We start from the raw sequence: 13,838 nt of genomic DNA, 5'->3' as shown, positions 1-13,838 counted from the left end.
GCATGGCCGTCAGAATCAGCCTGCCCGGTTTGGCGGCTGGCCGCCGGATCTGGCGGGCACCCAGCCCGAACCATCGGCGGATACTCCTGCACGCGCTTGACATTGCGGACGCAGATGCGCCAATCCGGGGGCTGTGCCACGGAAAGGCTTGTCATGGATCTTCGCCAGCTTACACCGAATCTTGCGGTTTCTCCGCAGATCGACCCTGAAGACGTGGCCTTGCTGGCCCAATCAGGCTTCAAGACACTGATCAACAACCGTCCCGATGAGGAAAGCGGCGCCGTGGATCACGACGTCATGGCAAAAGCCGCTGCTGATGCCGGGATGGAATATCATTATCTTCCCTTCCAGCCAGGGCAGATCACCTCGGACCTGATCCAAGGCTTTGCGGTTGCGCTTGACGGGGCCAAACCGGCAATCGCCTATTGCCGGTCGGGCAACCGTTCGACCATCCTGTGGGCGCTTGCCCAATCGGGCAAGCTGTCCGAGGCCGAGGTTCTGAACACCGCCGCCCAGGCAGGCTATGACCTGTCGGGCGTGGTGCCCCTGATGCGGTCCCTGGCGGGCGCCAGCCGCTGATCGTTACGCCGGGACGCCCAAGGCCCGCTTGACATTGGCGGTCCAGCCCAGCAGGCGCAGGTTGTCCGCGACAATGGCCGGGCGCTTCATCACGCTGGGCTTTGCGCCCATCATCGCCACCGGATCGGCTGCCCGTTCCTCATCGGACATGCCCCGCCAGGTCAGGCTTGCACGGTTCACGATCTTGTCGCCGAACTCCGCAGCCAGGCGGCTGCGTTCCTCCTCGGTCAGGGGTTGCGTCTGGACGTCGCGGAAGTTCACCGTCCATCCGTTCTGCTGCAATTCCGTCTGGGCCTTCTGGCAGGTGGAACAATGTGACAATCCATAAAGCGTCAGGGATTTCATGGCAGGATCCGTGTCAGACAAAAGGAACCAGCGGAACCCCGCAGGCGGACAGGGTCAGAAGCGCGGCAAGGGTCAGGATCAGTTTCACGGTCGGCTCCTAAAATGGGTTGTATGGAACGGCTTATTTCCGTCCCGCAGGCGCACGGCAAGTTACAAATCACCAGCCGGGCCGTGCTTGTGCAGGCTGCGGCGAACCTGACGCATCGTCCACCAGACGATCAGGACCGCAACAGGGGTCAATCCTGCAATCAGATAAGCCTTGTCCACCCCCAAGGCCGATGCCACAGGATAGAGTGCATAGGACAGCAATCCCACCGTGTAATAGCTGATTGCGACGACCGACAGCCCCTCGACCGTGTGCTGCAGGCGCAGTTGCAGGTCGGCGCGGCGGTCCATGCGCTCCAGCAGCGCCTGGTTCTGGGCGGACCGTTCGACATCCACCCGCGTGCGCAGCAGGTCGGCGGCGCGCCGGGTCCGTTCGATCATCGCGCGCAGGCGATCCTCGGCCGATGCGACGGTGCGCATGGCAGGCCGGTAACGGCGGCGCATGAATTCGTTCAGCATCTGCCGCTCCTGGAACCGGGTTTCGCGCAGCGCCGAAACCCTGTCCATCACGATCGCTTCATAAGCCCTGGTCGCCCCAAAGCGAAAGAAGTGCTGGACCGCCTGGGCTTCCAGTTCGGCCGACACCTCCAGCAATTCATGCAGCACGGCCTCGGCCGGGCGCGCATTGTCGTGCATGCCCTCGACGATGGCCGACAGGCGCGGTTCCAGTTCGTTCAGGCGGCGCGACAGGCCGCGTGACCGGCCCAGTCCCAGCATCGACATGGCGCGATAGGTTTCCAGTTCGACCAGCCGATGCACGATGCGGCCGATCCGGCCCGGCCCCACATCCGGGCGCACGAAGACCGCGAACCGCATCCAGCCATCCGGGTCGATGCGGAAGTCACCCGCGATCATGGCCGCTTCTTCCAGCACCCAGACGGCCGTCAGGCTGTCACGGGCGAACCATGTGCCTATCCGCTCCAGCGCGTCGGCGGGGTCTTCCGGCAGGATGTCGATCTGGACCATCACGGCGGCAACCCTGCGCCCGGGCGCGGCGGCTTGCCAATCCGCCGAGAAGATCGCCCCCGCGCTTGGATCGAAGGGCCGGATCGGCAGGCCAGGGGTCATGGCCATATAGGTCACGAATTCCGTATGGCTTTCCCATTTCAGGTCGTGCCGGCCCAGCCGCCCCTGATAATGGCTGTCGTCGGGATCGGGACGCGGGCCGCCATGCCGCGAGGTCAGCGCCGTCAGATGCGCCATGTCCCGATCCCGGTCGCGATTGGCCGCGTCCCGCGGTTCCTTGAAGGCCACGAACGCGCATGTCGCGGGGGCTGTCAGGCGGGGCGAGGGACGGGCATGCAGTTCGTTGACAAGATCGTATCGCAACGGGTGTTCGATGTCCGGCCCCACGCCACTCTCCCTTTCAGTTCCTGCGGCTGAACAGGATATACAGCACTCCGCCCAGCACCGCGCCGATCAGCCAGCCAAAGCCGGACAACGCCTGCAAGGCGGGCAGCCAGACCGTTCCGATGGAAAAGACCGCCGCTATTCCCACTGCCATGATGGCACGCCGGTTCCAACCGCCATCATAGTAGTAGCTGCCCGACGGATCCGCGCTGAACATCTGATCGACTTTCAGGCGCCTCTGCTTGACCACATAATAATCGGCGATCAGGATTCCGTATAACGGCGCAAGGATCGCCCCCAGGGTGTCCACGAAGCCTGCAATGCCGATCGTGGAAATCACCGACACCCACAAGGCCCCGATGACGAAGGCCACCGCTGCGGTGATGATCCCGCCGGTGCGCGCGCTGATCGTCGATGGCGACAGGTTTGCGATGTCATAGGCGGCGGGCACGAAGTTGGCGACCAGGTTGATGCCCACCGTCGCCGCAAAGAACGTCACCGCCGCGATCAGCGTCAGGGCAAGGCTGTCCACGCGTTCGACGATGGCAGTCGGATCGGTCAGCCGCTCTCCGAACAGCACCACGGCGCCTGCGGTGATGAACAGCGCGATGAAGGAAAAGAACGCCATGGACACGGGCAGGCCCCAGAAATTGCCCACGCGCATCTGCCGTTCGGTCTGAACGAAGCGCGAAAAGTCACCGAAATTGATCACCACCGCCGCGAAGTAGGCCACCATGGTCCCCACCACGGCGATGAAACCGGACACGGTGCTGTATTCGCTGTCGCCCCCTTGGAAGATGACGCCGATCTCTGACCAGATGCCATTTCCGGCCTGATACCAGATCATCAGCGCCAGCACGATCATTACCAGATAGACGAAGGGTCCTGCCCAGTTCAGGAAGCGGCCTACCCAGGCGATCCCCATCATAAACAACCCGATCTGAAAGCCCGCCACGATGATGTAGGCAATCCAGTCCACGCCGTTCAGGCCCAGGAAGCCGCCGCCGCTGTCCTCGATCCCGAGCAGGGCATGGATCGCCAGCGCCACGGCGGTCGAGGCGAAATAGGTCTGCACCCCGTACCAGAAGATCGCGACGATGCCGCGGATCAGCGCCGGAAACCGCGCGCCCTTCACGCCCATCGAGGATCGCGCCATCACCGCATAGGGAATGCCGTAGCGAACCGAGGGGCGACCCGACAGGTTCACCAGCCACATGACGATCAGCCCCGACACGACGATTGCCGTAAAGGTCAGCCAGCCGTTCAGCCCATAGGACAGGAACAGCGAGGCGGCCAGGGTATAGCCGAACAGGCTCTGGATGTCGTTGTTCCAGACGTTGAAGATCTCGAACGCGCCCCAGTGCCGCCTTTCATGCGGGACGGGCGCAAGGTCATCGTTGTAGAGCGATGGATCGCCGCTGGCGATATGGATATAGTCCGGATGGTTCACGGTCTGTCCCTGCCCTTGTGATTGTTTCTTCAACTGCATGACAGCCGAAAGTTTACGCTGCGCCAAGCGCGACCATACGGGAACAAGGTCCGGCGGCGTAGAATCAGTATTGCAGGAAAATGCCTTTACAGATTGCCCGCGCCGTGGGCGATCCGCGTACGAATCAGCAGGGGGACGGTCGCCCGTCCCCTGCCCGTTTTCACTCGATCATCGGCAGCAGCTTGTTCAAGCTGTCCTTGGCGTCGCCATAGAACATCCGGGTGTTGTCCTTGAAGAACAGCGGGTTCTCGATCCCCGAGTAGCCGGTGCCCTGTCCGCGCTTGCTGACGAAGACCTGCTTGGCCTTCCAGACCTCCAGCACCGGCATCCCGGCAATGGGGCTGTTCGGGTCGTCCTGCGCCGCAGGGTTCACGATGTCATTGCTGCCGATGACGATCACCACGTCGGTCGAGGGGAAGTCCTCGTTGATCTCGTCCATCTCCAGCACGATGTCATAGGGCACCTTGGCTTCTGCCAGCAGCACGTTCATGTGGCCCGGCAGGCGACCCGCGACGGGGTGGATGGCAAAGCGCACCGTCTTGCCGGCTGCGCGCAGCTTGCGGGTCAGTTCGCTGACCGCGCCCTGCGCCTGCGCCACGGCCATGCCGTAGCCCGGGACGATGATCACGCTGTCAGCGTCGTTCAGCGCGGCGGCCACACCCTCGGCGTCGATGGCAATCTGTTCGCCCGTGATCTCGGCCGCAGGTCCGGTCTCGCCGCCGAAACCGCCCAGGATCACGCTGACGAAGTTGCGGTTCATCGCCTTGCACATGATATAGGACAGGATCGCACCGCTTGAACCAACCAGTGCGCCGACCACGATCAGCAGGTCATTGCCCAACGTGAAGCCGATGGCCGCCGCAGCCCAGCCGGAATAGCTGTTCAGCATCGACACCACGACCGGCATGTCCGCCCCGCCGATGCCCATGATCAGGTGATAGCCGATGAAGAAGGCCAGCAGCGTGATCAGGATCAGCCAGAAGATCGCCGGCCCCACGCCCGCGCAATAAAGGATGCCCAGCAGGATCGACAGGCCCAGTGCGCCGGCGTTCAGCAGGTGTCCACCCGGCAGCTTCTTCGGCTTGCCATCGACGCGGCCCGCCAGTTTGCCGAAGGCCACGACCGAACCGGTAAAGGTCACGGCGCCGATGAAGATGCCCAGGAAGACCTCGATCTTCAGCATCGCGATCTCGGCCGGGGTCTTGTGGGCAAGAACCGCGGCGAAGCCCTGGAAGACATGCACGCCGCCCTCGGCCTTGGCGCGCAGGACGCGGGCCAGTTCAATCTGGGCGTTGAAGCCCACGAAGACCGCCGCCAAGCCCACCAGCGAGTGCATGGCGGCGACAAGCTGCGGCATTTCGGTCATCTGGACGCGCTGCGCCACGACCCAGCCGATCGCGCCGCCGATGGCGATCATGACCAGCGACAGGAACCAGTTGCCCGCGCCCGGCCCGATCAGCGTCGCCAGAACGGCCAAGGCCATCCCCGCGATGCCGTACCAGATCGCCCGCTTGGCGCTTTCCTGTCCCGACAATCCCCCCAGCGAGAGGATGAACAGCACGGCTGCGACCACATAGGCCGCGGTGGTGAATCCGTATTCCATGCGTCCTCTCCTCTTACGACTTCTGGAACATCGCCAGCATGCGGCGGGTGACCATGAAGCCACCGAAGATGTTGACGCCCGCCATCAGCACGGCCAACGCGCCCAGCAGGACGACCCACCAGGACCCGGACCCGATCTGCATCAGCGCCCCCAGGATGATGATGGAGCTGATCGCATTGGTGATCGCCATCAGCGGCGTGTGCAGCGAATGGGCGACGTTCCAGATGACGCGGAAGCCGATGAAGCAGGCCAGCACGAAAACGATGAAATGCGCCATGAAGCTGGCCGGTGCCACCGCGCCGATCACCAGCAGCACGATCGCGCCCGCGACCAGCAGCGTGACCTGCGACTTGGTTTCCGCCTTGAAGGCCGCCACCTCGGACGCGCGGCGTTCCTCGACCGTCAGTTCGCGCTTCTTCTCCTTGGGCTTTTGCGCTGCAATTGCCGCGATCTTCGGCGGCGGCGGCGGCCAGGTGACGTCATGGTCACGGGTGACGGTCGCCCCCCGGATCACGTCGTCTTCCATGTTGTGCTGGATCACGCCGTCCTTCTTGGGGGTCAGGTCGGACAGGAAGTGGCGGACGTTGTTGCCATACAATTCCGAAGCTTGCGCGCCCATGCGCGACGGAAAATCGGTATAGCCGATGATCGTCACGCCGTTCTCGGTCACGTGACGCTCGTCAGGGATCGTCAGTTCGCAGTTACCGCCCCGCTCGGCCGCCAGGTCCACGATCACGCTGCCTGGCTTCATCGCCTCGACCATGTCGCGGGTCCAAAGCTTGGGCGCGTCGCGGCCGGGGATCAGCGCGGTGGTGATGACCACATCCATCTGCGGTGCAAGCTCTCGGAACTTCGCAAGCTGCTTTTCGCGGAACTCGGGCGACGAGGGCGCGGCATAGCCGCCCGTGGCCGCGCCATCCTGCGCTTCCTCGAAATCGAGATAAACGAATTCGGCGCCCATCGACTCGATCTGCTCGGCCACCTCCGGGCGAACGTCGAAGGCATAGACCTGCGCGCCCAGGCTGACGGCCGTGCCGATGGACGCCAGACCTGCGACGCCCGCGCCCACCACCAGCACCTTGGCCGGCGGCACCTTGCCGGCGGCAGTGACCTGTCCGGTGAAGAAGCGGCCGAAGTTGTTGGCGGCCTCGATCACTGCGCGATAGCCGGCGATATTGGCCATCGATGACAGCGCATCCATCTTCTGCGCCCGGCTGATGCGCGGCACCATGTCCATCGCGATCGCAGTGATGCCCTGTTCCTTGGCCTGGACCAACAATTCGCTGTTCTGGGCGGGATAGAAGAAGCTGATCAGCGTCTGTCCCGGCTGCATCTGCCCGATCTCGGCTTCGGACGGCTGGCGCACCTTGGCCACCACATCGACAGACCGGATCAGCTCGGCTGCGGAAGGCACAACCGTCACCCCCGCCCCGCGATAGCTGTCGTCCGAAAAACCAGCCCGCGCCCCTGCTCCGGCCTCGACAAAGACCTCGTGGCCCAGCTTCATCAGATGCCCGGCAGAGGATGGCGTGACCGCGACACGCGCCTCGCCCTCGAAACCTTCCTTCAACGCGCCAATCTTCATGGCTGTGTTGCCCCCCGCTCGCTTTGTTCCGGGTGACAGATAGCACCGCGAAATATTCTTTCACAAGTCCGTGCGTGGTCCATGCAGGACAAATGTCGAATGCGGTCGGGACGAACAAAGAAAACGCCCAGGGCCAGACGGCCCTGGGCGGAAGTCGTGCAAATGCCTGACGGTCAGTTCGCCGGCGCCGTGGTTGCCGGGGCAGGCGGCGTGGTGGTGGCAGGAGGCGTCGTGGTGGTGGTGTCCGGCTCTTCGATCGACACCGCGTCATCGACGGCTTCACCCGCGTCGCTGGCCGCATCCGCGGCGGCAGCGGCGGCATCGTCAGCCGCATCGCTGGCCGCGTCGGCTGCGCCCTCGGCGGCGGTGCCGACCGCATCGGCGGCATTGTCGGCAGCCGTAGCGGCGCTTTCGGCAGCGTTCTCGGCAGCCTCTGCGGCGTCCTCGGTGGCGGCGGCCGCATCATCTGCGATTTCTTCCGTCGCAACCGCGGCGCTGTCTGCCGCAGCTTCTGCGTCGTCCGCGGCAGCTTCGGCATCGGCGGCCGCATCGGTGCCCGCATCGGTGGCGGGCGCATCGGTCGTCGTTACCGTGGTCGTGTCGCCGTCAACCGCAACGGTGTCGTCCCCCGTGAAGCGCTGCAATACGAAATAAGCCAGCGCAAGCGCGAGCAGGACACCGATGATCAATGGCAGCGGCGAGGAGCGACGCTCGACCGGCTCGACATAGGTTTCCTTGGGCGTAACCGGGTCGACAGGACGTGTGCGGTTCGGATCGTTCGGGTCATAGGTCATTGCTGGCCTCCAAAAGTTCTGTAATGAGACACCGGTTCAGCGTCGCCGCAGATGTGTTCTGCCGGTGGTCCCGTGTCGATCAGACCGAACGGACCCATAGGTTGAACCAGCCGACTTGCGACCCGGCCTTCAGGCGACTAACACATTGGACAAGATGAAGTTCCGCGCGGCGGAGCAGCTTTTTGACGGCGGGGACAGGATGATCACGACGACGGCGCAAAATGTGCAATTTCTTGCCGATTACCGCCCTTATCCCTTTGTTTTATCGTCAACGCGCATGACGATCCGCCTCGCGGCCACGGATACCCGTGTGCAAACCGTCCTGTCTCTGGCTCCGCGCGATCCCGAACGGCCCGAGAGCCTTGTCCTGGATGGCGGCAAGGGGGTCCGGCTGCTGTCCCTGACGATCGACGGGGTCGCCCCCGATCCCGCGCATGTCAGGCGCGAGGGTGAAACCTTGACGATCGCCGCAGCCGCCCTGCCCCGCCATTCCTTCCTTCTGGAAACCGAGGTTGGCATCGACCCATCCGCGAACACCGCGTTCGAGGGACTTTATATCTCGAACGGGATGTTCTGCACCCAGTGCGAGGCCGAGGGGTTCCGCCACATCACCTTCTATCCCGACCGTCCCGATGTCATGGCGACCTTCCACGTCACCATCGACAGCGACCTGCCGGTGCTGCTGTCGAACGGCAACCCCGTGGGCCAGTCGCAGGGCCGCGCGGAATGGCACGATCCCTGGCCGAAGCCCTCCTATCTGTTCGCGCTTGTCGCGGGCGATCTGGTGGCTGTCAGCGACAGCTTCACCACGCGAGGGGGCCGCAGGGTCGCGCTGAACGTCTGGGTTCGTCCGGGCGACCAGGACCGCGCGGGCTTTGCCATGGAGTCGCTCATCAAGTCGATGAAATGGGACGAGGATGTCTATGGCCGCGAATACGACCTGGATGTCTTCAACATCGTCGCGGTCGATGACTTCAACATGGGGGCAATGGAAAACAAGGGGTTGAACATCTTCAACTCGAAACTGGTCCTTGCCAGCCCCGAAACCGCGACCGATGGCGATTACGAACGGATCGAGGCGGTGATCGCGCATGAATATTTCCACAACTGGACCGGCAACCGCATCACCTGCCGCGACTGGTTCCAGCTTTGCCTCAAGGAAGGGCTGACGGTCTTCCGCGACCAGCAGTTCACCAGTGACATGCGCAGCGCGGCCGTCAAGCGGATCGAGGATGTGCAGGCCCTGCGCAGCCGCCAGTTTCGCGAGGACCAGGGCCCGCTGGCCCATCCCCCGCGCCCGGATCGGTATGAGGAGATCAACAACTTCTACACCGCGACGGTCTATGAAAAGGGCGCCGAGGTTATCGGCATGCTCAAGCGCCTTGTGGGCGACGACGGCTATCGCCGGTCGCTGGATCTCTATTTCGACCGCCACGACGGCGACGCCGCCACCATCGAGGATTGGCTGAAGGTCTTCGAGGACGCCACGGGCCGGGACCTGAGCCAGTTCAAACGGTGGTATACTGACGCCGGCACGCCTCGCCTGACCATGGCAGAGGACTGGCAACCGACCGGGGCGGGCGGCACTCTGGCGCTGACCTTTACCCAGGAAACCCCGCCCACGCCCGGTCAGTCCGAGAAACTGCCGCGCGTGATCCCGATTGCCGTGGGCCTGATCGGCCCCAATGGCGATGAGGTTGCGCCCACACAGGTGCTTGAGATGACCGAGGCCAGCCAGTCCTTCACCTTTGACGGCCTCGGCGCGCGCCCTGTTGTATCGGCCCTGCGCGGCTTTTCGGCGCCCGTCATGCTGTCGCGCCAGCTGGACGATGCCACGCGCGCCTTCCTCTTGGCCCACGACACCGACCCCTTCGCCCGCTGGGAGGCTGGTCGCAACCTTGCGCTGTCGGCCCTGATTGCGGCCTCGCAGGGGCAGACCGCAGGGCGGGATTACGTCGGGGCCATTGGCCGCCTGATTGCCGACGACAGCGCCGATCCCGCCTTCCGCGCGCTCTGCCTGAACCTGCCTGGAGAGGAGGAGATTGCCACCCGCCTGTTTGCCGATGGCGTCATCCCCGACCCGGATGCGATCCATGCCGCGCGTGAATCCCTGGCCCGCGACGTTGCCGAAACGCATCAGGACCTGCTGTCGCGCCTTTATGCCGAGATGACGGTCGAGGGTTCCTATCGCCCCGATGCCGTGGATGCGGCGCGTCGGTCGCTGCGCAACGCGGTGCTGTCATTGCTGACCCGGATCGACGGCGGTGAACGGGCCGAGGTGCTGTTCGGTGTCGCCGGAAACATGACCGAACGCATCGCCGCGTTGACCGCCCTGTTGCGGCGCGGACGCGGGCAGGCGGAACTGGCCGCGTTGCATGACCTGTTCGCGGACAACCGGCTTGTGATGGACAAGTGGTTTTCCGTCCAGCCGATGGCCGCGCCGCCCGCCCAGGCCGCACAGGTGGCCCGCAACCTGTCGCAGCGTAGGGATTTCGACTGGAAGAACCCGAACCGCTTCCGCGCGCTGATCGGCGGGCTTTCGGCCAACCATGCGGGCTTCCACGCCGCCGACGGGTCGGGATACGACTTCGTGGCGGACTGGCTGATGCGCATGGATCCCGTGAACCCGCAGATCGCCGCCCGCATGTCCACTGCCTTTGAAACCTGGACCCGATACGACACGGGACGTCGCGCCAAGGCATTGGCGTCACTGGAACGAATCGCCGCAGTCCAGGGTTTGAGCAAGAACACCCGCGAGATGGTTTCGCGGATGATCGCCGCTGGCGCGTGATGCGACTTGCGGTCGCCCCCGGCGCGGGGCAGAAAGGCCGGCATGAATGACGGACCCGCCGATGCCAAGGCCGAAATGCAGGCCCGCCTGGACCCGCTGATCGCCGAGCGGGCCCCCTGGCTTTATTCCGGCAAGGCCCATCACCGCCTGGTGAAATGGGCGATGATGGGCCTTCTGCGCTATCCCACCACCATCCGCCTTGGGGCCGAATTCCGTGATGCCCCCACGGTCGAGATCATGCGCCGCATGACCGACCTGATCGTGCGCGATGTCCGGGTCGAGGGGATGGAGCATATCCCCGCCTCCGGCCCTGCCTTGATCGTGGCGAACCATCCGACCGGCATCGCGGACGGGATCGTGGTCCATGCCCTGATGTCGCATCTGCGCGACGACCTGTTCATCTATGCCAACCATGACATGATCCGCGTGCTGCCGCAGGTGGCTGACTTGATCGCGGGCGTGGAGTGGCGGCTGGAAAAGCGCAGCCATGCCAAGACCAAGGCCACGATGGATTACACGCGCGAGGCCTTGTCGGCGGGCCGGATCGGGCTGATCTTCCCCTCGGGCCGCCTGGCCAAGCGCCACGGGTTGACGCTGCACGAACGCCCTTGGATGGCAAGCGCGGCGATGATCGCGCGCAAGTTCGGCGTGCCGATCATTCCCATGAACATCCGCGCCCGCAACTCGGCACTGTTCTACCTGCTGGACGCGCTCCACCCGACGCTGCGCGACGTGACCCTGTTCAACGAGGTGCTGAACAAGCGCAGCCAGCCCTATCGCGTGACCGTAGGCGCGCCCATCGACCCCGCGACGCTGCCCAGGGGAGAGGATGCGATCAACGTCCTGCGCGACGCGGTGCTGGCCCTGCCCGCGCCCGGCCCCGATGCCGCTCGCCTGATGCAGGATCGCGGCAGGGCGCGGCTGGTGCGCGGGTCGGAAGGCTTGGCCTAGACCGCGGTCCCCGACCCGCTTTCTCTTCTGTGTCCAAATATCCACGGGGGTCCGGGGGCAGTCAGCCCCCGGCCTTCGCCTGCCCGCAAGGGAAGGCAATCAGTTCAAACCGCCGCCTTGCGGCTTTCTTCCAGATAGATCTCGCGCAGCCGCGTGGCGACCGGACCCACCTGCCCGGTGCCGACGGCCGCGCCGTCGATTTCCACCACCGGCATCACGAAGGCGCTTGCCGAGGTGATGAAGGCCTCATCCGCGCCTTGGGCCTCCTCGATGGTGAAGCTGCGTTCCTCGACCTGCATCTGCGCCTCGGCCGCAAAGCGCAGCACGGCGGCGCGGGTGATGCCGTGCAGGATGTCGTTCGACAGCGCGCGGGTGATGATGGTGCCCCCCTTCACGATATAGGCGTTGTTGCTGGTGCCTTCCGTGACCACGCCGTCCTCGACCATCCAGGCGTCGTCCACGCCGCGCGCCTTGGCTGCCATCTTGGCCATGGAAGGATAGAGCAACTGCACCGTCTTGATGTCACGGCGCGCCCAGCGAAGATCCTCGATGCTGATGACGCGCCAGCCGGTCTTTGCTGCGGGTGCATCCGCCAGGCCGGGCTTCGACTGCGTGAACATCACGACCGTGGGCCGCGTGCCCTGCGGGGGATAGGCGAAATCGCGGTCGCCCGGATTGCCGCGCGTCACCTGCAGATAGACCAGCCCGTCGGTAATCGCGTTCTTCTCCACCAGGGCGCGGAAGGCCGCCAGATAGTCGTCGTCCGACAGGGGATTGTCCATCGACAACTCATTCAGCGACCGCTTCAGGCGCACCAGATGGCCTTCGAAATCAAGCAGCTTGCCGTCCAGGACGCTGACGACCTCGTAAACGCCATCGGCCATCAGGAATCCCCGGTCGAAGATCGAGACCGTGGCCTGATCCTCGGGCAGGTAGGTGCCATTCACATAGACCGTGCGCGTCATGATGTCCCCCGTGGTCGCGTTCGTCGGCGTGGTCCTGCGCCCAAAGCGCGGCGTCGTCAAGCCAAACCAAACTGCGGGCTTGATGCTGCGGGTGCGAAACAATATTGCTGGACGGGACGCAAATCCTTTCGGAACATATCCATGAGCTTTCGCACCCAACCCCTGCCGCCTGCCCGCCTGAATCGCTGCCAGCTGTTCGGCCCCGGCTCGCGGGACAGCCTGTTCGAGAAGATGGCGAAATCCGCCGCCGACGTGATCAACCTGGATCTGGAGGACTCAGTGGCCCCTGGCGACAAGGATCGGGCGCGGGCGAACATCATCCAGGCCATCGGCGACATCGACTGGGGCGACAAGACGCTGTCGGTCAGGATCAATGGCCTGGACACCCCCTTCTGGTATCGCGACGTGGTGGACCTGCTGGAACAGGCGGGCGAAAGGCTGGACCAGATCATGATCCCCAAGGCCGGGAACGCCAGCGACATCTATGCCGTGGATGCCCTGGTGACGGCGGTGGAGCGCGCCAGGGGCCGGTCAAAGCGCATCGGGTTCGAGGTTATCATCGAAAGCGCGGCGGGCATCTGCCATGTCGAGGAGATCGCGGCTTCGTCACCCCGGATGCAGGCGATCAGCCTGGGGGCGGCGGATTTCGCGGCATCCATGGGCATGGCCACGACCGGCATCGGCGGGACGCAGGAGAATTACTACATGATCCGGGAAGGCCAGAAGTACTGGCCCGATCCCTGGCATTGGGCGCAGACCGCCATCGTCGCCGCCTGCCGCACCCACGGGCTGCTGCCGGTGGACGGCCCTTTCGGCGATTTCAGCGACCAAGACGGCTTCATCGCCCAGGCCCGGCGTTCGGCCACCTTGGGGATGGTTGGCAAATGGGCGATCCACCCCAGCCAAGTGACGCTGGCGAACGAGGTCTTCTCGCCCAGCGACGCCGCCGTGACCGAGGCGCGCGAGATCCTTGCTGCCATGGAAAAGGCCAAGGCCGAGGGCGCAGGCGCGACCGTCTACAAGGGGCGGCTGGTGGACATCGCTTCGATCAAGCAGGCCGAGGTGATCGTGCGGCAGGCGGAACTGATTGGGGGATAGTCTTGGAGAGTGTCAGGTCTTCTGTGTATGAGTGATCCGGTCCATGCTTCACCGAAAGGAAGCATGCATGACGATCTCCAAGGAACTTCTGGATGAACTGCTGAAGGGTGTTGAGCGCCCTGAGGATCTGCTCGGCGATGCCGGGCTGATGAAGGAACTGAAGATCCGGCTCATGGAGCGGAT

The 13,838-nt window shown here is 64.5% G+C and carries 11 protein-coding genes; 4 read left to right on the top strand and 7 right to left on the bottom strand.

All coding sequences use genetic code 11. The annotated features are described in order from the left end of the window. Positions 1-153: 153 nt before the first annotated feature. Positions 154-579: a protein tyrosine phosphatase family protein gene (locus tag RAH32_RS17920; RefSeq protein ID WP_306609792.1), complete on the top strand. Its 426-nt coding sequence runs from the start codon at positions 154-156 to the stop codon at positions 577-579. 3 nt (positions 580-582) lie between these two features. Here RAH32_RS17920 and RAH32_RS17915 read toward each other — a convergent pair whose 3' ends face one another. The 6 genes from RAH32_RS17915 to RAH32_RS17890 form a co-directional block, all read right to left on the bottom strand. Then, a complete protein-coding gene (locus RAH32_RS17915; RefSeq protein WP_306609790.1) occupies positions 583-924 on the bottom strand; it encodes an arsenate reductase family protein in 342 nt (113 codons plus the stop codon). 150 nt (positions 925-1,074) lie between these two features. After that, on the bottom strand, positions 1,075-2,382 hold the full coding sequence (locus RAH32_RS17910; RefSeq protein WP_306609788.1) for a DUF3422 family protein: 1,308 nt from the start codon (positions 2,380-2,382) through the stop codon (positions 1,075-1,077). Positions 2,383-2,395: 13 nt separating this feature from the next. Next, positions 2,396-3,829: an NCS1 family nucleobase:cation symporter-1 gene (locus tag RAH32_RS17905; RefSeq protein ID WP_306609786.1), complete on the bottom strand. Its 1,434-nt coding sequence runs from the start codon at positions 3,827-3,829 to the stop codon at positions 2,396-2,398. Between the two features lie 199 nt (positions 3,830-4,028). After that, the gene (locus tag RAH32_RS17900; protein ID WP_306609784.1) at positions 4,029-5,471 is read right to left on the bottom strand and encodes an NAD(P)(+) transhydrogenase (Re/Si-specific) subunit beta; all 1,443 of its coding nucleotides are present in this window, start codon (positions 5,469-5,471) and stop codon (positions 4,029-4,031) included. Between the two features lie 13 nt (positions 5,472-5,484). Further along, positions 5,485-7,056 (bottom strand): Re/Si-specific NAD(P)(+) transhydrogenase subunit alpha, encoded by a 1,572-nt coding sequence (locus RAH32_RS17895; RefSeq protein ID WP_306609782.1) that lies wholly within the window; start codon positions 7,054-7,056, stop codon positions 5,485-5,487. A gap of 173 nt (positions 7,057-7,229) precedes the next feature. Beyond that, on the bottom strand, positions 7,230-7,850 hold the full coding sequence (locus RAH32_RS17890; protein ID WP_306609780.1) for a hypothetical protein: 621 nt from the start codon (positions 7,848-7,850) through the stop codon (positions 7,230-7,232). A gap of 199 nt (positions 7,851-8,049) precedes the next feature. Here RAH32_RS17890 and pepN point away from each other — a divergent pair, with 199 nt between their 5' ends. Together pepN and RAH32_RS17880 are read left to right on the top strand one after the other, a co-directional pair. After that, positions 8,050-10,641, top strand: a complete 2,592-nt coding sequence (pepN, locus tag RAH32_RS17885; RefSeq protein ID WP_306609779.1) for an aminopeptidase N — start codon at positions 8,050-8,052, stop codon at positions 10,639-10,641. Between the two features lie 42 nt (positions 10,642-10,683). Beyond that, a complete protein-coding gene (locus RAH32_RS17880; protein WP_306609777.1) occupies positions 10,684-11,592 on the top strand; it encodes a 1-acyl-sn-glycerol-3-phosphate acyltransferase in 909 nt (302 codons plus the stop codon). A 104-nt stretch (positions 11,593-11,696) separates the two neighbouring features. Here the strand turns inward: RAH32_RS17880 and RAH32_RS17875 are convergent, their stop codons facing one another. Next, complete coding sequence (locus RAH32_RS17875; protein ID WP_306609775.1) at positions 11,697-12,557, bottom strand: D-amino-acid transaminase; 861 nt, start codon at positions 12,555-12,557, stop codon at positions 11,697-11,699. 141 nt (positions 12,558-12,698) lie between these two features. Between RAH32_RS17875 and RAH32_RS17870 the strand changes: the two genes are divergently transcribed. Then, a complete protein-coding gene (locus RAH32_RS17870) occupies positions 12,699-13,655 on the top strand; it encodes an L-malyl-CoA/beta-methylmalyl-CoA lyase (RefSeq protein ID WP_306609774.1) in 957 nt (318 codons plus the stop codon). Positions 13,656-13,838 lie beyond the last annotated feature (183 nt).

Origin of the sequence: Paracoccus yibinensis, from assembly GCF_030846195.1 — a bacterium.
GTDB lineage: Bacteria > Pseudomonadota > Alphaproteobacteria > Rhodobacterales > Rhodobacteraceae > Paracoccus > Paracoccus yibinensis.
The sequence above is the reverse complement of the archived record's forward strand: the minus strand, read 5'-3'. Positions and strand labels throughout refer to the sequence as shown.

Bases quoted from the DNA above. Each gene is read 5' to 3' on its own strand.
- RAH32_RS17920 (WP_306609792.1), top strand. From the start codon at position 154: ATGGATCTTCGCCAGCTTACACCGAATCTTGCGGTTTCTCCGCAGATC.
- RAH32_RS17915 (WP_306609790.1), bottom strand. From the start codon at position 924: ATGAAATCCCTGACGCTTTATGGATTGTCACATTGTTCCACCTGCCAG.
- RAH32_RS17900 (WP_306609784.1), bottom strand. From the start codon at position 5,471: ATGGAATACGGATTCACCACCGCGGCCTATGTGGTCGCAGCCGTGCTG.
- RAH32_RS17895 (WP_306609782.1), bottom strand. From the start codon at position 7,056: ATGAAGATTGGCGCGTTGAAGGAAGGTTTCGAGGGCGAGGCGCGTGTC.
- RAH32_RS17890 (WP_306609780.1), bottom strand. From the start codon at position 7,850: ATGACCTATGACCCGAACGATCCGAACCGCACACGTCCTGTCGACCCG.
- pepN (WP_306609779.1), top strand. From the start codon at position 8,050: ATGATCACGACGACGGCGCAAAATGTGCAATTTCTTGCCGATTACCGC.
- RAH32_RS17880 (WP_306609777.1), top strand. From the start codon at position 10,684: ATGAATGACGGACCCGCCGATGCCAAGGCCGAAATGCAGGCCCGCCTG.
- RAH32_RS17875 (WP_306609775.1), bottom strand. From the start codon at position 12,557: ATGACGCGCACGGTCTATGTGAATGGCACCTACCTGCCCGAGGATCAG.
- RAH32_RS17870 (WP_306609774.1), top strand. From the start codon at position 12,699: ATGAGCTTTCGCACCCAACCCCTGCCGCCTGCCCGCCTGAATCGCTGC.